The sequence below is a fragment of the Peptoniphilus sp. BV3C26 genome (assembly GCF_000478985.1).
Classification (GTDB): Bacteria; Bacillota; Clostridia; order Tissierellales; family Peptoniphilaceae; genus Peptoniphilus_B; species Peptoniphilus_B koenoeneniae.
On sequence record NZ_AWXB01000011.1, the window covers coordinates 1 to 22,188 of the forward strand.

Below are 22,188 nucleotides of genomic sequence, written 5' to 3' on the forward strand. Positions count from 1 at the left end.
ATATTTTTTATATTTCTATTTCATGAATTGTTCCTCTTGAAACTATTAAACTTTTTCCTGTTAATTCATAAATCCAAGTGCTTATATAGGGTTCGTGGCTTATTAAGATAAAATTTTCTGATTTTTCCATTTTTAATTTTTCCAAGAGCTCTCTTGTTGAAACTCCCCCTAAAAAATTTTTTATAAAAAACTTTTTATTTATTATTTGGGATAATATTTCTGCTGTTTCCACTGCTTTTTCGTAGTCTGATGATAAAAATTTATAGTTGGAAAAGTCTCTTTCTTTTAAATTTTTAAAGTTTTCTCTTAATTTTATTTTGCCTTCAAGGGTTAGCCTTCTGTCTTTGTCATTTTCTCTATAGGCTTCGGCAATTCCATGTCTTATAAAAATAATTTTCATTTTAAATTGTAAAATGCTTCAAGACCTGCGTATTTTGCATTGTTGCCAAGCATATCTTCAATTCTTAAAAGTTCGTTGTATTTTGCTACTCTTTCACTTCTTGCTGGTGCTCCAGTTTTTATCATTCCTGCATTTGTTGCTACAACTAAATCACTTATTGTTGAGTCTTCTGTTTCTCCACTTCTGTGAGATACTACTGCTGTCATGTTGTGACGTTTTGCAAGTTCTATAGCATCAAGGGTTTCTGTAACTGTTCCAATTTGATTTAATTTAATTAAAATTGAATTTGAAATTCCAAGTTCAATTCCTTTTTTAAGTCTTTTTGTGTTTGTTACAAATAGGTCGTCTCCTACAAGTTGTACTTTGCCTGAAAGTTTTTCAGTTAGAGTTTTCCAGCCATCCCAATCGTCTTCTGCAAGTCCATCTTCAATGGAGTATATAGGATATTTTTCTACTAATTCTCTATAGAAATCTACAAGTTCATCTGAAGAAAATTTTCTATTTTCTCCTTGCATATAGTATTCCTTTGTTTCACTGTTATAAAATTCACTTGCTGCAACGTCCATAGCAAGAACTATATCTTTACCTGGCTCATAGCCTGCTCTTTCAATTGCTTCTAAAATTACATCAAGAGCTTCTGAGTTGCTTTTTAAGTCTGGTGCAAAGCCACCTTCATCTCCAACTCCTGTGCTAAGTCCCTTATCTTTTAAAACATTTTTTAAATTATGATAAACTTCTGAACCCATCCTTAAAGCTTGAGAAAAGCTTTTTGCTCCTGTGGGCATGATCATAAATTCTTGAATGTCCACATTGTTATCTGCATGTTCTCCACCGTTTAAAATGTTCATCATAGGAACGGGAAGAACTTTTGCATTAACTCCTCCTAAATATTGATAAAGAGGTAGGCCTATTTCATCTGCTGCTGCTCTTGCAACTGCTATGGAAATTCCCAAGATTGCATTTGCTCCAAGCTTTGCCTTATTTTCTGTTCCATCTTCTCTTATTAAAAATTCATCTATACTTACTTGATCAAAAACATCAAAGTAAGTTAATTTTTCTTCAAGTTTATTTACATTTTCTACGGCTTTTTCTACGCCCTTACCCATGTATCTTGATTTGTCATTATCTCTCAATTCCACAGCTTCATGGGCACCAGTTGAAGCTCCACTTGGAACCATTGCTCTTCCGAAACCACCGTTTTCTGTTAAAACTTCAACTTCTACTGTGGGATTTCCTCTTGAATCTAAAATTTCTCTTGCGTATACACTACTAATAAAGCTCATTTTATCTCCTTATTTTCTAAAATTAACAAGTTTTGCAAAATCCGAGGCCTTTAAAGATGCTCCACCTACTAAGGCTCCGTCTATATCTTCTTTATTCATTAATTCTTTAATGTTTTCTGGTTTAACACTTCCGCCGTATAAGATTCTAGTGTTTTCATAGTCCCTGTTTATGCTAGTTAAACTTTCTCTTATAAATTTACACATATCCTGTGCGTCTTGAGAACTGCAAGTGTTCCCTGTGCCTATTGCCCATATAGGTTCATAGGCTATAACAAAATTGCCCTTTAAATTTTTTACGGATTCTTTTAGCTCTTCTCCTACAACTTCAAAATGTCTATTTTCAAGTCTTTCTTTTTGGCTTTCTCCAAGACAAATTATAGGAGTCATTCCTCCCTCTAAAACTTTTTCAGCTTTTGCATTTACTAGTTGGTTTGATTCCTTATAATAATTTCTTCTTTCAGAATGGCCAACTATAACATACTTAACATTTAAATCTTTAAGCATGGAAATGGAAATTTCTCCTGTGTAAGCTCCATCCTCATTTTCATTTACATTTTGTGCCCCAACTTTTATGTCACTATCTTTTAAAAGTTTTGAAACTCTATCAATAGCTGTAAATGGTGGTGCAATTAAAGCTTCCACTTCTTTATCCAAATCAATTTTTAAAAGTTCTTCTATCATGGATTCTGCTTCAGATGGACTTTTGTTCATTTTCCAATTCCCTGCAATAAGGGCTTGTCTTGAATTTTTATCTTCAATTGCAGCAAGACCAGGAAGAATTTTTCCTTCCATAAGTTCAAGGCTTGCTCCCCCTCCTGTTGAAATGTGAGTCATTTTATCTGAAAGTTCTGCAAGTTCAATGGCGTGAGCTGAATCTCCTCCACCGATTATTGTGGTTGCGTCTTTAAGATTTGCTAGGATTTCTGCAAGGGCGAAAGTTCCCTTTGAAAAATCTTCAATTTCAAAAATTCCACAAGGACCGTTCCAAATTACAGTTTTTGCATCTTTTAAAACATTTTTAATGTTTTTAATACTTTCAGGACCTATGTCAACTCCATCTCCATCTTGTGGGATTTCATCTCTTGAAACAAATTTTGTATTTGCTCCTGCTTTTATTTCATCTGTGATTAAAATATCCGAAGGCAAAATTAATTCAACATTTTTTTCAATGGCACTTGCCATAAGTTGTCTTGCTAAATCCAACTTGTCATCTTCTACAATGGAGTTTCCAATTTCAAGGCCCATAGATTTAAGAAAAGTATAAGCCATTCCTCCGACAATTATTATTTTGTCGCAAACATTTAAAAGATTTTCTATTACTCCTATTTTATCTGAAACTTTTTTGCCACCAAGGATAGCAACAAAAGGTCTTTCAGGATTTGCTATGGTGTTTGAAAGATATACAACTTCTTTTTCAAGTAAAAATCCTATGCCTGAAGGTAAAAATTTACTCACTCCCACATTTGAAGCATGAGCCCTGTGAGATGTACCAAAAGCATCGTTTATATAAATATCTCCAAGACTTGCAAGTTCTTTAGCAAATTCTTCTGAATTTTTTTCTTCCCCTTCTACAAATCTTGTGTTTTCTAAAAGGGCAACTTGTCCATCTTTTAAACTTGCAACTTTATTTTTTACATCTTGGTCTACGACCCTATCGCTTTTAAAGAAAAATACTTCTTTATTTAAAAGTTCAGAAAGTCTTTTTGCGACAGGACCTAAGCTCATTTCTTGATTGGGCTTTCCCTTAGGTCTTCCTAAGTGGCTCATTAAAATTACTTTAGCTCCCCTTTCAAGAAGATAGTTTATAGTTTTTAAAGACTGAACTATTCTGTTGTCGTCAGTTATCTTTCCATCTTCCATAGGGACGTTGAAATCAACCCTTACTAAAACTCTCTTGCCCTTAAGATCAAAATCCCTTACTGTTTTTTTATTCATTGTTCACCTTATAGATTTTTAGAAACCATGTCAGTTAAATCAATAACTCTTTGTGAATAACCCCATTCATTATCGTACCAAGAAATTAATTTTACCATTCTATCTTTTACTAAAGTAAGCTTTGCATCAAAAATTGATGAGTGAGTGTCTCCTATAATATCAATTGATACAAGATCTTCTTCTTGATAGTCAAGAACTCCCTTCATTTCTCCTTCAGCTGCTTTTTTAACTGCTGCATTTATTTCTTCAACGCTGGCTTCTTTTTCAAGTTCAAAAGTTACATCTACAACTGATCCTGTTGGAACTGGAACTCTCATAGCCATACCTGTTAAAATTCCTTCAACTTCAGGAATAACTTTTGCAACTGCCTTTGCAGCTCCAGTGCTTGTAGGAATAATATTTTCAGCTCCCATTCTTGCGCGTCTCATATCTTTATGAACTGCATCGTGAATCTTTTGGTCATTTGTGTAAGCATGAACTGTAGTCATTAAACCTCTTTTAATTCCAAAGTTGTCAAGAATAACTTTAGTAACAGGTGCTAGGCAATTTGTTGTACATGAAGCATTTGAAATAATATTGTGTCTTGATGGATCATAATTTTTATTGTTAACTCCCATTACAATTGTAATATCTTCACCCTTTGCCGGTGCTGTAATTACAACTTTTTTAGCTCCTGCTTTTAAATGGCCTTCAGCCTTTTCTCTTTCTGTAAAAGCTCCTGTTGATTCAATAACAATATCAACGCCTTTTTCTCCCCAAGCCATTTCTTCCGGTAATTTTCCATCAATAAATTTAATCTCTTTTCCGTTAACAAGCATAGTATCGCCTTTAACTTCTACTGTTCCTGGGAATTTTCTGTAAATTGAATCAAATTTAAAAAGATGAGCAAGCTTTTCAGCATTTTTTGAAGCATTAAGATCAGCAATATAAGCAATTTCAAAATCCTTATTATCTCTTAATGCCCATCCTCTTAAAACATCTCTACCAATTCTTCCAAATCCCATAATAGCAACTTTAACTGTCATCATTTACCTCCTAAATTTTTTATTTTATTTGCTGCAGCCTCGTCAATAACGAGAACTAAATCTTTTCTTAGCTGGGAAATAGCGATAATAGCTTCCGCTTTTTCTTCTCCCCCTGCAACTGCAATAGCGTCATTAATACTTAAAAAATCTTCCATGCTTATGCCTATACTTGGCTGGTGTAGAATAATTTTTCCTTCAATGGAAAAAAAGTTTCCAAAAGCTTCTCCAACTCCACCTTTTTTAAGTATGTCTTTAGAAAGATTTTTATTTAAACCTCTTCTTCTTGCCATAATGTCGGCTCTTCCTATACCAAATAATAATAGGTCGATGGCTTTTATTCTTTTTGCAATTTCTTTAAAATCATCTCTTTTTATAAGAGCTTTTAAAGTTTCATCATCAACTGTATCAGGAAGGGGAATCATAAAAGATTCAGAATTTGTATTCCTTGCTAAAAGACTTGCAACTGTGTTTGCCTGATAGGTGCTTCTTATGCCTATACTTCCCCTTGCAGGGATTATAGTCATGTTTTTATTTTGAGATTTAATATATTCACTTAAAAGACTCATAGTGTGTCCACCGGTTATACCTATGGACAAATTGTCCTTTAACTTTTTTTCAGCTATAGAAGCTCCCAATTTTGCAAGTTCAACAAAAGCATTTTCATCCTTAGTTGAATCGCCTTTAGAAATATAAATTTCTTTTAAATTTAAAATCCTTTTTAAGTCATCTGAAATATTATTTGTGTCTTCTGGGAAAGTTTTATAAAGGTCAGAAAATTCTTTAATAAGTGATCTCCCCTTATCTTTTATGGATATTCCCTTAGTTGATACGTAGACCGCATCCATATCCTTTAAAAAAGAAATCTCATCTCTTATATTTCTTTCTGAAATGTTAAAATTTTTAGCAAGACTTCTTCTTCCCACAGGTTCATTATTCATAATAAATTTTAGGAGCAAGTACCTGTTTATAAAAATATTTTTAAACTCAGGCACAAACTCTGAAATTTTTTTTAAATCCATTCTGTCCTCCGGGTCAATAATGGTCCATCACAATTTCGTTCCCACATTTAGTTTAACATTTTTTTCTCTAAGCTTCAATTAAATAAAACAATTTTACCAAAAAAATAAAATTAGAAAAATTTTTTTATTTAAATTTTACAAGCTTTGAAATTTTTTAGAATTATTAAATTTTTATTTTTAAAAGAGCAAGAAAAAAACACGGCTTAAAGCCGTGTTTGCTAATTTGTTTTTTTCCATTTATTTTATTTTTACAGAAAGAATTTGATCCTTGTTCTTCTTAGCATGGTTAAGCAGCCAAACTATATAAAGAATTACTGCAACTGCTGCTATAGGATAAGAAATCGTATAGCTTAGAGGATCCATACCAAGTCTTTTTTCAAGACCAAAGCCTATAGGTTGATGCATGATGTATGAAATAACGATAAATACATAGAATACACCAGGAATTAATGCAAGTAGATAATTTTTTCCGTGAGTGTATAAATATACAACAGCAACACCAAGAGCAAATACTGCAACAAATTGGTTGGTAAATCCAAAATATCTCCATAGTAAGTTGAATCCGCCTGGACTCTTCTTAGCAAATACAAGAATTATTACTGCAGGAATAAATATGCATACAGAAACCATAATTCTCTTATACCAAGATCTTTGTTCGATGTTGAATTCATCAGCAATTATAAGTCTTAAAGCTCTAAATGCAGTATCACCTGAAGTGATAGGAAGAACAATAACACCTATTACTGCGAACATTCCTCCAACAGCTCCTAGGAATTCTCTTGAAATATTACCTACCATAGCAGTTGCTCCTGTATCTAAAGGAGCTTTGCCGCTTGAGAATAATACCATAGCTCCGCCTGCCCAACACATTGCTATAAATCCTTCAGCAACCATTGCCCAGTAAAATACGAAAGTACCTTCTTTTTCATGTTTAACAGTTCTTGAAATAAGTGTTGATTGAGAACCGTGGAAACCTGAAAGTATACCGCAGGCAACTGTTACAAAGAAAGCAGGAATAAATTTTTGTCCTGCTGGATGTTGTGCAAGAAGGCCTTGACCTTCAAAAGAAAGATGGTTAGCACCCTTTAAGAAAATTCCAATAAATATACCTGCTGCAGAAATAATTAAAAGTGCTCCAAAAATAGGATAAATTCTACCAATAATAGCATCAATAGGAAATAGAGTCGCTAAAATATAATAAGCAAAAATACAAGCATAAATAATCCAAATAACATTTGAATTAGGATCTTTTCCTAATATGTCCTTTGCAATTAAGTCTCCAGGAGTATAAACAAATACAACACCTACAAGTAGAATAAGAATAAAGTTTACAATGTTGTAGAAGTTACGAACTCCATGACCTAAGTACTTGTTTACAAGTTGGGGAATTTGAGCTCCGCCTTCTCTCATGGAAATCATACCGTTAAAATAATCGTGAACTGAGCCTCCGATTATGTTTCCGATAGGTATAGCAATAAATGCTATAGGTCCAAATAGAATTCCTTGGATAGGTCCCATAACAGGTCCTGTTCCTGCAATGTTAAGTAATTCTATAAGGAAGTTTTTAGTTTTACTCATGCCGACATAATCTATTCCGTCAGCTTTTGCAATGGCAGGTGTTTCCCTGTCGTCAGGTTCGATTTGTGCTTCAGCAAGCTTGCTATAGAAAAAGCCGCCGCCAAATAAAATAACTAAACCAATTAAAAATAATACCATAATTACACCTCTTTACTGTACAAATTAGCTTACTTTTATAATAGCACTCACAAGAATTTAAAACAACTTAAGAGATATTTTAATAATTTATTTTTATAGATATTGAATTTCTTTTTCCTGAATTTTAGCCTTTATGAGAGTTTTTATTCTTTGGATAAAGGCTTTACCAAAAAATAAAAAACAGACAAATTAAATTATTAAAATAAAAAATGTCTGTTTTTTAATTATTTATTTTTTCTAAAATTTAAAAGCTCTTTAAGTTCATCAACTTTTAAAAGCCAAATCATAATAAAATATACAAGACCTGCACTTAAAAGACTTATTAAAAAGTTAATTGTATAAGAAATCTTTCCTAAAAGACTTAGGTGGATTACAAATGAAATCCCTGCCATTACAAAACTTGCAATTAAAATTTTAAATAAATTTTTATAAGTTCTCTTTTCAAAAAGACTTCCGATTTTTTTTCTTAAACTTATAAAGATTAAGATGGCTCCTACTATAAAAGAAAGAGAAGTTGCCAGTGCAAGTCCATCAATGTCATATTTTTTTACTAAAATAAGACTTAAAACAATATTTAATCCAACCATTATGACTGAATTAATAACGGGTGTTTTAGTATCATTAATTGTATAAAAAACCCTTGAAATAATTTCCCTTACTCCAATGCCTAAAAGACCAATAGCATAAAACATTAAAACTCTCATGGTTTTCATTGCATCAAGTTCCGTAAACTCTCCCCTTAAAAATAAAATTTTTACAATAGGCTCAGCATATAAATAAAGTCCTATAGTTGCAGGAATAACCAAAAATAAAACAAAACTTAAAGCCTTTTCGCTGCTTTTTTTAAGTCCCTCCATATCTTTTGCACTTCCAAATTTTGCCATTGTAGGATAAACTGCAGTAACAATAGATGTGATTACTATACCGCTTACAAAACTTTGCAGCTTATAAGCATAGTTTAAAATTGAAACTCCTCCAGCTTCCACATTTGATGCAAGGGCTTTTGAAATAATAAAATTCAACTCTATAACTGAAGTTGAAATAAGTATTGGAACTATAATTTTAAGCATTTGTTTTAAATAATCATCTTTAATATCAAAAACAAATTTGTGCCTATAACCTTCTTTGCGAATATAGGGAAGAAAAATAATATATTGAAGGACAAAACTTAAAAACATTCCGTAAGCAAGATAATTTTTTCCTTGCTTATAGGCAAAATACATACTTAACATTAAAATGACATTCATAATAATGGAATGCAAAACACTTACAACAAATCTTTTTTTAATTTGCAAATAAGCTTTAAAAATAGAAGCTGAAGATGTTATGGATATACTCATAAGCCCCATTTTAGTTATAAAAATAGCAAGTTGTCTCTTTTGACCTTCAAAGCCTGGTGCCATGGCATCTATTAGTTGGGGAGAAAAAATTAAAAGTAAAATCGATATTAAAAAAATAAAAACAAATAATATATTTGAAAAATTGGAAGTAAATTTATCCGCTTCATCTAAATCTTTTTCTTTTAAAACTTGATTGTAAATTGGTATATATCCGTTTGCAGTGGCTCCTGAAATTATATTTGTAAAAGCCATAGGGATTTGAAAGCCTATTAAAAATACATCTGAAATAATTCCCGTGCCAAAAAGGCGTGCTAAAGTTTGTTCTCTAAGTAGACCGAATATTTTTGAAAATACAGTCACTATCATTAAAATAATTGATGTTTTCATATTTACCTCGCTATTTATTATAACATATTGCATATAATCTTGATAAACTCTATAATTAAATTGAGGTGAAATTTGTGAAAAATGCAAAACCCGGCTATGAAGTTATTGCCGACTATATAAAAAATGATATTTTAAATTCATCTTATAAAGTTGGAGATAAAATTCCTTCTGAAAGAAGCTTATCTCAAAAATATGAGGTAAGTCGTTCTACAATAAGAGAAGCGGTAAGAAGCCTTGAAAATTCAGGTCTTCTTCTTACAAAACACGGTGGTGGCACCTATGTAAAAGGTGATTTTTCACAAGGGCTCTATTCTCCTCTTTCAATGATAAGTGATTTAAATAAGATACCCATAAGACAAATTATGGAATTTCGTACAATGTATGAATTAAACACAGCATCTCTTGCAGCCATTTATAGAAGCGAAGATCAATTAGAAGAGCTGAAAAATATAATTGATAAAATGCAAGATGAAGAATCTTATGAGAATTTTAAATACCTGGATTTAAAACTTCACAAGCTTCTTGCTCAAATGACTCACAATGAACTTATTGAAAACAGTTTTGATTCATCAATAATGCTTTTTGAGCATAATAATCATGATTTCAGAGTGAAACTTTTACATGACCCTTTAAGATTTGAAGCTGTTAAAAAACAGCACCTTAAAATTTATGAGGCTATAAAAAATAAGGATCCTAAGCTTGCCCAGGAAAAAATGAGAGACCATATGGAATTTTTAGATGAAACTCTTGAAATACAAAAAAGCTCAAGAAATTTTGGAGGTTACAATAAGATGGATTTTAAAATTGATGGAGATTCTATTTATTTAGGTAATTCAAAAGATGATTATAGTGCCCTTATCCACTTTGTAAAAGATGGAGACACTTTAAATATCGATCATACTTTAGTAAAGCCGGAGCTGCAAGGCAAAGGAATTGCGGCAAAATTACTTGAAGAAGTTGCAAAATATGCAAGAAAAAATAACTTTAAAGTATCTGCAACTTGTTCTTATGCCAAGGAAAAACTTGAAAATGATGATTCCTATGAGGATATTAGAAAATAAGTTTAAAAATTAAATTTAAAACTTAATTTAATTTTAAAAAGGAGAAAATACAAGTAATTGCATTAACTCCTTTTTGTTTTACAAAAACAGAGGTGATAATTTGCATAATATAAACTTAATAAAAAGAGTTTTAAAATATTTTAAAAAATATAAAAAAATTTTACTTTTAGATCTTTTTTGTGCTGGACTTACAACGACAAGTGAAATGATCCTTCCTCTTATCTTAAGAAAGCTTTCAAACACAGGCCTTTATAACTTTGAAAGTCTTACAATAAATTTTGTTTTGAACTTGGGGCTTTTTTATTTAATTATAAAAATTGTGGAAATAATTGCCCAATACTATATGACTAGTATAGGCCATATTATGGGGGCAAAAATTGAAACCGATATGAGAAAAGATCTTTACTCTCATCTTCAAACTCTTTCAGATTCTTTTTACAATGAAACAAAAGTTGGAGTCATAATGTCAAGAATCACTAACGATTTATTTGACATAACTGAATTTGCCCACCATTGTCCCGAAGAATATTTTATAGGATCCATAAAAATTTTAATTTCTTTTATAATTTTAATAAATATAAATTATAAAATGACTCTTTTAATTTATCTTATGATTCCCGTTATGATATTTTTTGCAAGAAAATATAATAAGAAGATGAGAAAGGCTCAAAAGGACCAAAGGATCCACATAGGTCATTTAAATTCAACTATAGAGGATTCCCTTCTTGGTATAAGAGTTGTAAAATCTTTTGCCAATGAAGATTTGGAAAATGAAAAATTTTTGGGTCAAAACAATAAATTTTTAGACATAAAAAAATCATTTTATAGGGCAATGGCAGGCTTCACAAGAGTTACAAGGACCTTTGACGGACTTATGTATCTGATTTTAATATTAAGCGGCGGATTCTTTATGATTAATAAGGAGCTTATGCCTGGAGATTTAATTGTCTATGTTATGTATGTTACAAGTTTACTTGCAACTGTAAGAAGAATTGTTGAATTTACCGAACAATTTCAAAAGGGTATGACAGGAATTGAAAGATTTTCAGAAATTATGGACTTAAATCCTGATATAAAAGATAAAAAAGATGCACAAGTTTTGAAAAATGTTAAGGGAAATATTATTTTTAATTCGGTAGATTTTAAGTACGAAAAAAATAATGATTATGTTTTAAAAAACTTAAATTTAAATATTGCTTCCGGAAAAAAACTTGCAATTGTCGGACCCAGTGGGTCAGGAAAAACTACAATTTGTAATTTGATACCCAGGTTTTATGATGTAAGTGCTGGCTCAATTACAATTGACGGAATTGATATAAGGGATGTAACTTTAGATTCTTTAAGAAATAATATAGGCATTGTTCAACAAGATGTATATTTATTTTCTGGCACAATTTTAGACAACATTAAATACGGAAAATTTTATGCAAGTGATGAAGAAGTGGTTGAGGCGGCAAAACTTGCTGGAGCTTATGACTTTATAAAAAATTTACCAGAGGGTTTTGACACTTATGTAGGTGAAAGGGGTCTTAAACTTTCCGGTGGCCAAAAGCAAAGAATTTCCATAGCCAGGGTCTTTTTAAAAAATCCTCCAATTTTAATTTTGGATGAGGCTACCTCTGCTCTTGACAATAAATCTGAAATGATAGTTCAGGAATCTTTGGAAAAACTTTCAAAGGGAAGAACTACCATAACTATTGCTCACAGACTTACCACAGTTCAAAATTCAGATTTAATACTTGTTATGACTAAAGATGGAATTGTTGAAATGGGAACTCACGAAGAGCTTATGGAAAAAAGGGCTTATTATTATAATCTTTACACCAAGGGAGGAAGTCTTTTATAAAATTTTCATAAAAAAACTGCACCATAAAAAGTGCAGTTTTTATTTTTATTTTTTATTTTGGTAAATTTAATATTTGACCAGGGAATATTAAGTTTGGATTTTTTAAGCTATTGGCATTAATTATTTCTTCTGCATTTAGTTTGAGTTCTCTTGAAATTTTATAGATCCAATCTCCGCTTTTTACAGTGTAAGTCTTTTTTTGACTTTCTCTTTGTTCTTGAACTTCTTTTTTAATTTCTTTTTTAATTCCCTTATTCGGTGATGATTTTTCAGATTTAGTTATTTCATCATTTTCTACCTTTTCCTTAGGTTTAACTACTTTGCCGTCAACTATTATTCCTTTTTCTTTTAATTTTTCAATGTTTAAAGATTCATGATAGGGTGCTTCTATATAACCTTCATTTACAAGTTCTATTATTTCTTTTCTTAGAGGATTGTTAAAGTCTGTTCCTATTATTTCCCAATTTTTAGAAATAGTTGGACTTATTTTCTTTTGTTCTTTTATATAGTTTGCAATATAATCACGAATTGCTATTGGTGATTCCCAATCTCTGTTTCCTGCTACAAGTTTATTTGCTTTTAAGCCGGAAGAATAACGATAGTTATTAACTGCAAGTTTTAATACTTGATCGTCTTTTAATGCTTTTCCCTTATACATTACATCTTTAATTCTATTTCCTGCTTCTTGAGATAAATCTATTTTGTAGTCTACCCCTTTAAAAATATCATATCTGTAGCCTGGAACATCTTCTGAAAATGATACTGAAAGATCTCCCTTTTTATATTGATTATAAAAAGCTGCTGACCATTCCATATAATCTTTTAATTCTTTTCCCGTTACATTTACTGTATAAAGAGTATTATCAAATTTATAGATTTTAAAAATATCTCCATAAGTTATATTTCCCTTATGAAGGTCTGAATCGTCTCTAAAAAGTGCAACTGCAGTAACATCTGCTCCGCTCATCTTTAATTGGCATTTTCCTATTAAATCTATTACTCCGCTATCTTCAAGCCATCCTTGAGGAATTTTTCTTATTTCATTTTTTGGTTGAAAATCTGCTGTTGCTATTCCGAAAATTCCTCCGCCTGCTTCTGAACTCTTTCCTGTTCCTTGAATGAAATTTATTGTATTTTCGTGTTCTTCTTTTATTACGTTTCTTAAGCTTTCAGAAGGTTTAACGTCGTCCATTTTTATTACATCAACTTTTTTTTCTATGGTTTTATAGCCTTCAGGTGTTTTTTCAAGAACTAGTTGAAATTTTACAAGATCTCGTCCGTTATTTCTTGGTGCTCCATATACAACTCCATTTTTTTCACCCTTATCAATCATGTGAAAATGTCCTGCTAATACAAGATCTACGCCTTTAACTTCTTCAATTAACTTTTCAAGTCCGTCGCTTCCGCCGTCAATATCATATTCAGGAACTAAGCCTGCATGTGCAGCTACAATTACTAAGTCACATTTTTCTTTTTCTTTTAAAATTGGAACATATTTTTTTGCAGTTTCTGTAAGACCTTTAAAGTTTAAAGATTTAACTTTATCTCCGTCCCAGCGTGGTACGTTGGGATTTGTAAGTCCAAGTATTCCTATTTTTATTCCTTGTCTTTCTACAACTACATAGGGCTTTACTTGTTCAAAGTTTTTTCCATCTTTTGTTGTAAGATTTGCTGCAAGAGTGGGCGTTTTCTTTTCATTTACTATTTTTTTAAGAAAGTCAATTCCAAAATTAAATTCATGATTTCCTAAAACTGTTGCATCATATTTCATGTAATCAAGAACTTTTGACATAGGATGAATTACGTCTTTTTTCTTGTTATAAATTGCATCGGACATTATAGTTCCTTGATAGGTGTCCCCGTCATCAATTAATACTATAGGACCCTTTTTTCTTTCTTCTTCAACATAGGTTGCAATTCTTGCAAGTCCGTTGTTTTTTCCTTCTTTGTTGTCTTCATAACTATATCCGTATGGATTTGCATGAATGTCGCTGGTTCCTATAATTGTTAAATTAATTTTTTGAGAATCTGCAAATGCAAATGTCAAAAGCATGCTCAGCATAATAAAAGCTGATAAGATTTTTGAAATTTTCTTTTTCATATTACCCCTCACAATTCTGATTTGATAAAATTAAATTTTATCACTTATAAAAAATAGGCGGAAAATTATTTCCACCTATATTTTATAATTTTTTTATTTTTTAACAATTATTTGAAGCTTAACATAAATACTTTTTTCAACTACTTTTTAAGAGGGCTGCTATTTCATCTTCAAAATCATCAAATGCTAACTCAAAATAATATAAATCTTTATATTCCCTTACAAAATCTTTAAGTTCTAAGTTATTTTTACACTTACTGATTAAAGCATTATGCTTTTCTGAAACAAATGATTCAAGGTCTTTTAATTCTTCAAAACTTTCTCTATCAATTCCTGCATATTTGCAAATTAAACCTATTTTTCTTTTTTTGATTTTGCTGTGTTTATTTCAGATATAATTTTATCGTAAACTGCTTCATAATCTATTTCTATTGCTTCTTTTAAGAGTTTTATCTCATCTGTGTTATTGTTTCCATTTATTTCTTCGTCTGCTTGTATGACATCTGCTCTTATTTCCATTAAATCTCTACATAGACCCAGGAAGTTATCTGTTATAATGGGATATTGCGAAAATTTTATCAAATTTTCTATAATGCCTTCTCTTTTGCCTAAGGTTTTTATTTCTTTTTTTATGTTTTCTCTTTTAAATTCCAGCGAAAAATCGAGACCAAACAAATTTGAATGTTTAAGAAATATAATTTTTTCCCCATGTGTTTGTGGTCCATAACTATATTTTGACATTATTTTTATTATTTTTTCTTCAATTACCATTGCCTTCCTACTTTCTATTTTACTTCTATTTATTTTTTATATTTTATATGTATCTTTTCTTTATTGTCCTATTTAATATTTATGTTTCTATTTTATTATTTAGTCTTTCAGTGGATTTGTAAATGGTATTTGCCTTTTATTTTGCATAAATGTAAGCACAAAAATAAAGCCATAACTAGGCCTTATTTTTGTCTTATATTGTTAGTTACTATTCGGCGATTCTATATCTTTTTATTTGTAATCTTTTTATAAGTCTTGATTGGTTATTCGCCTTACTTTTTAAATTTTCAAAAAAGTGAAATTTTTATTTTTTAACAATTAGTTGAAGTTCAACAGGAATACTCTTTACAACTTCTTTTCCGTTTAAAACGTCCATTGCTGTTTCAACTGCTTTTTCTCCCATTAACTTAGGTTGTTGAGCAATTGTTGCTGCAAGTTCTCCTGCTTCTACTGCTTTTACTGCATCGTCTGTTGCATCAAAGCCTACAACTTTTATATTTTCTCTACCGCTTGCTTTTATTGCTTCTAAAGCACCAAGTGCCATTTCATCGTTGTGAGCAAATACTGCATCGATTTCGCTTTGGGATTGAAGAATATTTTCCATTACTTCAAGACCTTTAACTCTGTCATAGTCTGCTGTTTGTTTTGCTACTACTTCAATGTCTGAACCTTTAATTGCTTCATTAAAGCCTTGTCCTCTTTCAATTGCTGAGTTTGCTCCAGGAATTCCTTCAAGTTCTACAACTTTTCCTTTTCCGCCAAGTTGTTCAACTATAAATTCTCCTGCCATTTTTCCTCCGGCAAAATTGTCAGATGCAACTTCTGCTACAACTCCTCCTCCGTTTGATACTCTATCAACTGTGATTACAGGAATTTTAGCTTCGTTTGCTGCTTCAACGCTTGGTACTATGGCATCACTGTCAGTTGGATTTACAATTATTAAATCTACTCCTCTTGTGATTAAGTCTTCCATGTTTGCAGTTGCTTTTGCTGAATCGTCTTGAGAATCAAGTACTATTAATTCAACTCCAAGTTCCTTTGCTTTTGCTTCTGCTCCTTCTTTTAATGTTACAAAGAAGGGATTTGTTTGTGTAGAAACTACAAAACCTATTTTCTTACCTTCTCCTGCACCTTCTTGTTTTTTGTTTCCATTAGCAGGTGCTTCTTTTTTTGCTCCACATCCAACAAGGCCTAAAACCATTACTAGTGAAAGTAGAGCTGCGATAAATCTTCTCATTTTAATATCTCCTCTCTTATATTTATACTTGCATTGCAAGTTATAAGCTTAAAAAACTACTCCCGATTTTAAAATAATATTTGAATAGGGAGTAAATTCTCCTGTCCTAATTGCTGCCACGCAATTTTTAGAAATTGCTTTTAATTCTTCATGGGGAATTTCTTCAACTTTTGCATCCCCTAAAAGTTTCAAGATTTTTTCCCTGTATTGGGGATTCTTTTCTTTAAGTTCCAAATCTATTACTGCTCCTTCAATGTGAAGCTCTTCCAAAACTTTTTCAAGAACATCTAAAAATCCTGGGATTCCTTCTGAAACTGCAAGATCTATAAATTTAACTCCCTTTGGCACAGGCATTCCTGCATCCCCTATCATAATCATGTCCGTATGGGCAGATTCTGCTATTATTTTTGAAATTTCTGCATTTAAAATTCCTATTTTTTTCATAAATACTCCTTAGTGTTTACTTTTTCTATCAAGTAGTACAGCTATTAAAATTACCATTGCTTTAGCTATCATTTGATAATAGGATTGAACATTTAATAAATTTAAAGTGTTATTTAAAATTCCTATTATTAAAGCTCCTATAAGAGTTCCTATTATTGAACCTTGTCCTCCTGAAAGGGAAGTGCCTCCTAAAACTACAGCAGCTATTGCATCCATTTCATAGCCTTCTCCCGCTGTAGGTTGGGCTGAGGACAGCCTTGAAAGAACAATTAGACCTACAATAGCACTCATAAGACCATTGATGGCATAGGCGCTTATTTTTACTTTATGGGTGTTTATACCAGAAAGCATTGAAGATTCTTCATTGCCTCCGACTGCATAGATATATCTTCCAAATTTTGTATGATTAAGTAGAAAATACCCTACAATAAAGACAACTATTGTTATGATGATTGGAACGTGAATGCCAAATACATTTCCCCTTCCTATAAAGGTGAATACTTTTGAAACTTCTTTTGCTGGTACAGGAATTGGCTTACCATTTGTAAATACCAGCGTTCCCCCTCTTAAGAGTTGCATCATTACAAGAGTTGCTATAAAGGGTTGAATTCCTCCTTTTGTAATAAAAATACCATTTAATGTTCCTGCCACAAGTCCTATTAAAAGAGCTATTAATATTACAAGAAAAATGTTCATTCCGCCCTTTATTAAGTAAGCTCCTAGGGCACTGGAAAAAGCAAGAACTGAACCTACGGAAAGGTCAATGCCTGCAGTTAAAATTACAAAAGTCATTCCTATTGCTATAATCGCATTTATCGAAGTCTGCCTTAAAACATTAAAAAGGTTATTTGCCGTTAAAAATCTGTCGCTTACAAAACTTATAATGACTACGAAAATAAAAAGCCCTATAATAGGACGAGCTTTATTTAACAATTCTTTATTTTTTTCACTCATTTTTCTTCCTCTACTTCCATAATATAGGTCATAATCTTTTCCTGACTTGCCTCTTCTCTTGAAAGGGTTGCCTTTTTCCTTCCCTCATTCATTACTAAAATCCTGTCACACATTCCTAAAATTTCCTGCATATCTGAAGAAATTATAATTATTGCCTTGCCCTCTTTTTTTAAATTATTTAATAACTCATAAATTTCTTTTTTTGCTCCAACATCAATTCCCCTTGTAGGTTCATCTAAGATTAAGAGCTTGGGCTCAGTTAATAAAGATTTTGCGATGGCAACTTTTTGTTGATTGCCTCCGCTTAAATTTTTTACCTTTTGCTTTGTTCCTGTGGTTTTTATGCTTATTGATTTAATATATTTTTGACTTTCTTCTTTTTCTTTTCTTTTGTTAATGGATAAAAAATTAATAAACTTATCAAGAGCTGAAAGAGTTATATTTTCTCCAACATTCATACCTATTATAAGGCTTTCGCCCTTTCTGTCTTCAGATACATAAACTATTCCCTTATTAAGAGAATCTTTGGGGGATTTAATGCTTATTTCTTTTCCATCTAAAATCATCTTTCCCTTATCAAGTTTATAAAAACCAAAGATAGTCTTGGCAAGCTCTGTTCTTCCTGAGCCTACAAGACCTGATATTCCTAAAATTTCTCCACTGTTTACTGAAAAAGAAATATCTTTTACATATTCATTGGTAAAATTTTCAACTCTAAAAATTTCCTGACCTTGACATTCAACATGGGGGAATTGTTCATCGAGGCTTCTTCCTACCATCATCTTAATAATTTCATCAATATTTAAGCCTTGAACTGCACATTCATCAATGTATTTTCCGTCTCTTAAAACCGTAACCCTATCACAAATTTCAAAAATTTCGTCTAATTTGTGGCTTATATAAATAATTCCCTTTTCTTGTTTTTTTAGTTCCCTTATTATGGTAAATAAAACCTGGGCTTCTGCTTCCGTAAGGGTGTCTGTGGGTTCATCCAAAATTATTATTTGAGCATTTATAGAAAGAGCTTTTGCTATTTCCACCATTTGTTGTTGGGCTATGGAAAGTAATTTTACAGGTGTCTTTGGATTTAAATTAAGATTTAATTTTTCAAGATACTTTTTACTTTCCAATATCATGGCTCTCTTATCAAGAAGACCTAATGAATTTGTAATTTCTCTGCCTAAAAAAATATTTTCATAGATTGTAAGCTGAGGTATTAAATTTAATTCCTGGTGAATAATGGCAATTCCCTTTTCCGTTGCTTCTGAAGGTGAATTTACACTTATTTTTTCATTATTTAAAATAATTTCTCCCTGGTCAGCCTTATATGCTCCCGAAAGAATTTTCATAAGGGTACTTTTGCCTGCTCCATTTTCTCCTAAAAGAGCCATAACCTGACCCTTATAGACATTTAAATTTACCTTATCAAGAGCTTTTACACCGGGAAAGGATTTTGAAATATTATTCATCTTTAAAATAGGTTCCATATCAACCTCCAATTTTAAAGTTTTCCACTTCTTCTTTACTAGGTATAGAAGTTTGTGCTCCAAGTCTTCCTATGGCTATTGCAGCAGTTTTTTGTCCGTAATTAATAGCCTCATCAAGGTCAGAATTTTCTACAAACTTGTTGCAAAAACCTCCTATAAAACTATCTCCTGCAGCTGTAGTGTCTACAACTTCCGCCTTATAAGCTGTAAAAAACTTTTCAACCTTATCAGTTTTTAAAAATACTCCTCTTTCTCCAAGGGTTACTATTATTATTTTTATTCCCAGATCAAATAAGTTTTGAGCAGCCTTTTTTATTCCTTCTTCTGTTTGAGTTTGAACCCCTGTAATTCTTTCAAGTTCATATTCATTTGGCACAATAATATCTATAAGACTTATTACTTCCTCTGGGATTTCTCTTGCAGGCGCAGGATTTAAAAGAGTTTTAACATTTTTTTCCCTTGCAAGTTTTAAAAGATAATTTATTGCATCTTGAGGGATTTCATTTTGCATTACAAGAATTGATGCTCCGTCCAAGACTTCTTTTACACTGTCAATATAAGGCCCATCAATTTTTCCGTTCGCCCCTTCTATGTAGATAATGTTGTTTTTACCTTTGTCATCCACATTTATTATTGCAACTCCTGTGGAGCAATCTTCCTCTTTTATTTCTTCTATTTTTATTTGAGATTCTTTCATGGATGCAAGGACTTTTTGGCCAAAAATATCTTTGCCTACTTTTCCTAAAAAAGTGCAGTCTCCACCAAGTTTTGCAATTGCCACTGCTTGATTGGCACCCTTTCCTCCAGGTATTGTTAAAAATTCTTTACCTGGAACTGTTTCTCCGATTTTTGGAATTTCGTGACACCTTACTACTAAATCCATATTTATGCTACCAGCTACAATTATTTTTTTCATTTATTACTACTCCAAACTTATTAAGTGTATGTTTCATTACTATTTTATACTATATAGTATACACTACAAATTTACTGTAAAAACTATCAAATAAAAAAAAGAGATGAAAAAGTTTTCACCTCTTTTTTATTAATTTTATTTTTACTTAAAAGTTCCCTTTTCTTTTAAATTTTCTATTTCTTCATCACTATAAGAAAGCTTTTTTAAAATTTCTATATTATCTGAACCAATTTTCTTTCCTGGAAATTTATATTCTTGCTTGCTTTCTGAAAATTTTATGGGACTTGCAAATTGTTTGATTTTTTTGTCTCCCATTTTCATTTCAATTATTAAATTTCTTTCTTTAATGTGGGGATCCTCAAGGATTTCTTCTAAATTTAAAACAGGTTCTGTGCAGACGTCTTCATCTTTAAATATTAAAGTCCACTCTTCTAAAGTCTTTTCTCTTATCTTTTTTCTAATTTCTTCTTTAGCATTTAAATCTTTTGGAGAATCTGATTTTATATTTAAAATTTGGCAAAATCTAGAATAAAATTTAGGTTCAAGAGCTCCAACGCTTAAAAATCTTCCGTCTTTTGTCTTATAAAAATCATAATTGCTACCTCCGTTTAAAAGTTCTCCTTCTCTTTTTGGAGATTCTCCTGAAAGTAAAAAATCACTTCCAACTAAAGAGTTCATAGGTAAAAGCCCATCCATCATAGATATGTCTATAAATTGGCCCTTTCCTGTTTGATTTCTATAATTTACTGAAGCAAGGATTCCAAGACAAGCATTCATTGCTCCTCCTGCTAAATCTGCAATTTGTGTTCCATAAAGTTTTGGTCCTTCTTCTTTTGATCCACTAAAACTCATAATACCTGACTTACCAAGAAAGTTTATATCATGTCCTGCCCTATCTCTATAAGGACCTGTTTGTCCGTATCCAGTTATGGAACAATAAATGATTTTAGGATTTATCTTTTTTAAATCTTTATATCCTAAGCCTAATTTATCCATTACACCAGGTCTAAATTGTTCAAGGATAATATCATATTCACCTATTAATTCTTCTACAATTTTTATTGCTTCTTCTGTTTTTAAATTTAGAGCTAAAGTTTTTTTGTTCCTGTTAAGCCACAATAAATTTGCCGATCTCTCATCAATTTTTGGTCCTTCTTCTAAAACGAGGTCATATTTTGAAGGAGATGAGATTTTAATTACATCAGCTCCCATGTCTGCAAGAATCATTGAAGCATAAGGTCCTGGCAAAAGAGTTGTAAAGTCTAAAATTTTAAGATTTGAAAGCGCGTTCATAATTACCTCACTTTGTTTCAATCAGTTGACCCTTATAGTCACTTAAATCTCCCATATTTTTTACATTTTTATATCCAAGTTCACCTAAAGTATCAGCTGCAGCTTTTCCATCTCCAGATTTAATATAGACAAAAATAAGTTGTTCTTTATCCAAGAGGTTTATTTTTGCCCCTGATTTTATAGTTTTCTCAGGAATATTTATAGCTCCTTCAATATGGCCCTCATCATAGTCTTTTGGCTCTGAGATGTCTACTATAACATATTCTTCATTTTCAGACATAAGTTTTTCCGCTTCTTCCTTTGAAACATTCTGTGCTGAAAATTTTTCTTCCTGCAGTTTTTCTTTATCTGTTTCAAGGTTTTCTATTTTCTTTGTTTCATTGGTTTCATCCGGTTTTCTTACATCCATATACCAGTACATATATCCTATTCCTGATCCTAAAATAAGAATTAATAATATGGCATAAATTTTATTTTTCATACATACCTCCATTTTTTGGTGCGCTCAAGAGGATTCGAACCTCTGACCAACAGTTTCGGAAACTGCTGCTCTATCCCCTGAGCTATGAGCGCTGATAAAAAAAGGTGGCTTACCGCCACCTAGTATTTTTAATTTTAGTCGAGTAATTTTGATACAACGCCTGATGCTACTGTTCTTCCACCTTCTCTTATGGCGAATCTTAATCCTTCATCCATTGCGATTGGTGTTATTAGTTCTACTGTGAATGTTGCGTTGTCTCCTGGCATTACCATTTCTACTCCTTCTGGTAGTTCAATGTTGCCTGTTACGTCTGTTGTTCTGAAGTAGAATTGTGGTCTGTATCCGTTAAAAAATGGGGTGTGTCTTCCGCCTTCTTCTTTTGTTAATACGTATACTTCTCCTTGGAATTTCTTGTGGGGATGTATTGTGCCTGGTTTTGCTAATACTTGGCCTCTTTCGATTTCGTTTCTTTGCACTCCTCTTAGTAGTAAG

18 protein-coding genes, 1 tRNA gene and 1 pseudogene are annotated in these 22,188 nt (G+C 31.6%); 2 read left to right on the forward strand and 18 right to left on the reverse strand.

Annotated features, from left to right (window positions below; genetic code table 11):
• Positions 1 to 7 precede the first annotated feature (7 nt).
• The 7 genes from HMPREF1253_RS01380 to murJ form a co-directional block, all read right to left on the reverse strand.
• The gene (locus HMPREF1253_RS01380; protein ID WP_023054977.1) at positions 8 to 400 is read right to left on the reverse strand and encodes a histidine phosphatase family protein; all 393 of its coding nucleotides are present in this window, start codon (positions 398 to 400) and stop codon (positions 8 to 10) included.
• Positions 397 to 1,683, reverse strand: a complete 1,287-nt coding sequence (eno, locus tag HMPREF1253_RS01385) for a phosphopyruvate hydratase (protein ID WP_023054968.1) — start codon at positions 1,681 to 1,683, stop codon at positions 397 to 399. The genes HMPREF1253_RS01380 and eno overlap by 4 nt, the downstream gene beginning before the upstream one ends.
• 9 nt (positions 1,684 to 1,692) lie before the next feature.
• Positions 1,693 to 3,618, reverse strand: a complete 1,926-nt coding sequence (tpiA, locus tag HMPREF1253_RS01390; protein ID WP_023054980.1) for a triose-phosphate isomerase — start codon at positions 3,616 to 3,618, stop codon at positions 1,693 to 1,695.
• Positions 3,619 to 3,626: 8 nt separating this feature from the next.
• A complete protein-coding gene (gene gap, locus HMPREF1253_RS01395) occupies positions 3,627 to 4,643 on the reverse strand; it encodes a type I glyceraldehyde-3-phosphate dehydrogenase (protein ID WP_023054984.1) in 1,017 nt (338 codons plus the stop codon).
• Positions 4,643 to 5,662 (reverse strand): sugar-binding transcriptional regulator, encoded by a 1,020-nt coding sequence (locus HMPREF1253_RS01400; protein WP_023054967.1) that lies wholly within the window; start codon positions 5,660 to 5,662, stop codon positions 4,643 to 4,645. The genes gap and HMPREF1253_RS01400 overlap by 1 nt, the downstream gene beginning before the upstream one ends.
• A gap of 237 nt (positions 5,663 to 5,899) precedes the next feature.
• A complete protein-coding gene (locus HMPREF1253_RS01405; protein ID WP_023054976.1) occupies positions 5,900 to 7,378 on the reverse strand; it encodes a carbon starvation protein A in 1,479 nt (492 codons plus the stop codon).
• Positions 7,379 to 7,602: 224 nt separating this feature from the next.
• The gene (gene murJ / locus HMPREF1253_RS01410) at positions 7,603 to 9,105 is read right to left on the reverse strand and encodes a murein biosynthesis integral membrane protein MurJ (protein WP_023054978.1); all 1,503 of its coding nucleotides are present in this window, start codon (positions 9,103 to 9,105) and stop codon (positions 7,603 to 7,605) included.
• Positions 9,106 to 9,179: 74 nt separating this feature from the next.
• Between murJ and HMPREF1253_RS01415 the strand changes: the two genes are divergently transcribed.
• Complete coding sequence (locus HMPREF1253_RS01415; RefSeq protein ID WP_023054973.1) at positions 9,180 to 10,166, forward strand: GNAT family N-acetyltransferase; 987 nt, start codon at positions 9,180 to 9,182, stop codon at positions 10,164 to 10,166.
• Positions 10,167 to 10,266: 100 nt separating this feature from the next.
• Positions 10,267 to 12,012, forward strand: a complete 1,746-nt coding sequence (locus HMPREF1253_RS01420; RefSeq protein WP_023054969.1) for an ABC transporter ATP-binding protein — start codon at positions 10,267 to 10,269, stop codon at positions 12,010 to 12,012.
• 52 nt (positions 12,013 to 12,064) lie between these two features.
• Here HMPREF1253_RS01420 and HMPREF1253_RS01425 read toward each other — a convergent pair whose 3' ends face one another.
• From HMPREF1253_RS01425 to HMPREF1253_RS01475, 11 genes and pseudogenes are all read right to left on the reverse strand, one after another.
• Positions 12,065 to 14,113 carry a 5'-nucleotidase C-terminal domain-containing protein gene (locus HMPREF1253_RS01425; RefSeq protein ID WP_023054972.1) on the reverse strand — a complete coding sequence of 683 codons (2,049 nt, stop codon included), beginning with the start codon at positions 14,111 to 14,113 and terminating at the stop codon, positions 12,065 to 12,067.
• Positions 14,114 to 14,467: 354 nt separating this feature from the next.
• On the reverse strand, positions 14,468 to 14,884 hold the full coding sequence (locus HMPREF1253_RS01430; RefSeq protein WP_023054982.1) for a hypothetical protein: 417 nt from the start codon (positions 14,882 to 14,884) through the stop codon (positions 14,468 to 14,470).
• 304 nt (positions 14,885 to 15,188) lie between these two features.
• Positions 15,189 to 16,121, reverse strand: a complete 933-nt coding sequence (rbsB, locus tag HMPREF1253_RS01435) for a ribose ABC transporter substrate-binding protein RbsB (protein WP_023054979.1) — start codon at positions 16,119 to 16,121, stop codon at positions 15,189 to 15,191.
• 48 nt (positions 16,122 to 16,169) lie between these two features.
• Positions 16,170 to 16,565: a D-ribose pyranase gene (gene rbsD / locus HMPREF1253_RS01440; protein ID WP_023054975.1), complete on the reverse strand. Its 396-nt coding sequence runs from the start codon at positions 16,563 to 16,565 to the stop codon at positions 16,170 to 16,172.
• A gap of 9 nt (positions 16,566 to 16,574) precedes the next feature.
• Entirely contained in the window at positions 16,575 to 17,519 is a 945-nt protein-coding gene (rbsC, locus tag HMPREF1253_RS01445) for a ribose ABC transporter permease (RefSeq protein ID WP_023054983.1), read from the reverse strand.
• Positions 17,516 to 19,006 (reverse strand): sugar ABC transporter ATP-binding protein, encoded by a 1,491-nt coding sequence (locus tag HMPREF1253_RS01450; protein WP_023054971.1) that lies wholly within the window; start codon positions 19,004 to 19,006, stop codon positions 17,516 to 17,518. Before HMPREF1253_RS01450 ends, rbsC begins: the two co-directional genes overlap by 4 nt.
• A gap of 1 nt (position 19,007) precedes the next feature.
• Positions 19,008 to 19,922, reverse strand: coding sequence for a ribokinase (gene rbsK, locus HMPREF1253_RS01455; RefSeq protein WP_023054981.1), 915 nt, complete (start codon positions 19,920 to 19,922; stop codon positions 19,008 to 19,010).
• 141 nt (positions 19,923 to 20,063) lie between these two features.
• Complete coding sequence (locus HMPREF1253_RS01460; protein ID WP_023054966.1) at positions 20,064 to 21,215, reverse strand: CaiB/BaiF CoA-transferase family protein; 1,152 nt, start codon at positions 21,213 to 21,215, stop codon at positions 20,064 to 20,066.
• Positions 21,216 to 21,222: 7 nt separating this feature from the next.
• Positions 21,223 to 21,696: a rhodanese-like domain-containing protein gene (locus tag HMPREF1253_RS09555; protein WP_023054970.1), complete on the reverse strand. Its 474-nt coding sequence runs from the start codon at positions 21,694 to 21,696 to the stop codon at positions 21,223 to 21,225.
• Between the two features lie 16 nt (positions 21,697 to 21,712).
• Positions 21,713 to 21,788 (reverse strand) — tRNA-Arg (locus HMPREF1253_RS01470).
• A gap of 42 nt (positions 21,789 to 21,830) precedes the next feature.
• Positions 21,831 to 22,188, reverse strand: a pseudogene (locus HMPREF1253_RS01475) (elongation factor Tu); the annotation flags it as partial.

Coding starts and splice junctions, on each gene's coding strand:
- HMPREF1253_RS09555 (WP_023054970.1), bottom strand. CDS start 21,696: ATGAAAAATAAAATTTATGCCATATTATTAATTCTTATTTTAGGATCA.
- rbsK (WP_023054981.1), bottom strand. CDS start 19,922: ATGAAAAAAATAATTGTAGCTGGTAGCATAAATATGGATTTAGTAGTA.
- rbsC (WP_023054983.1), bottom strand. CDS start 17,519: ATGAGTGAAAAAAATAAAGAATTGTTAAATAAAGCTCGTCCTATTATA.
- rbsD (WP_023054975.1), bottom strand. CDS start 16,565: ATGAAAAAAATAGGAATTTTAAATGCAGAAATTTCAAAAATAATAGCA.
- murJ (WP_023054978.1), bottom strand. CDS start 9,105: ATGAAAACATCAATTATTTTAATGATAGTGACTGTATTTTCAAAAATA.
- tpiA (WP_023054980.1), bottom strand. CDS start 3,618: ATGAATAAAAAAACAGTAAGGGATTTTGATCTTAAGGGCAAGAGAGTT.
- rbsB (WP_023054979.1), bottom strand. CDS start 16,121: ATGAGAAGATTTATCGCAGCTCTACTTTCACTAGTAATGGTTTTAGGC.
- HMPREF1253_RS01425 (WP_023054972.1), bottom strand. CDS start 14,113: ATGAAAAAGAAAATTTCAAAAATCTTATCAGCTTTTATTATGCTGAGC.
- HMPREF1253_RS01405 (WP_023054976.1), bottom strand. CDS start 7,378: ATGGTATTATTTTTAATTGGTTTAGTTATTTTATTTGGCGGCGGCTTT.
- gap (WP_023054984.1), bottom strand. CDS start 4,643: ATGACAGTTAAAGTTGCTATTATGGGATTTGGAAGAATTGGTAGAGAT.
- eno (WP_023054968.1), bottom strand. CDS start 1,683: ATGAGCTTTATTAGTAGTGTATACGCAAGAGAAATTTTAGATTCAAGA.
- HMPREF1253_RS01430 (WP_023054982.1), bottom strand. CDS start 14,884: ATGGTAATTGAAGAAAAAATAATAAAAATAATGTCAAAATATAGTTAT.
- HMPREF1253_RS01450 (WP_023054971.1), bottom strand. CDS start 19,006: ATGGAACCTATTTTAAAGATGAATAATATTTCAAAATCCTTTCCCGGT.
- HMPREF1253_RS01380 (WP_023054977.1), bottom strand. CDS start 400: ATGAAAATTATTTTTATAAGACATGGAATTGCCGAAGCCTATAGAGAA.
- HMPREF1253_RS01460 (WP_023054966.1), bottom strand. CDS start 21,215: ATGAACGCGCTTTCAAATCTTAAAATTTTAGACTTTACAACTCTTTTG.
- HMPREF1253_RS01400 (WP_023054967.1), bottom strand. CDS start 5,662: ATGGATTTAAAAAAAATTTCAGAGTTTGTGCCTGAGTTTAAAAATATT.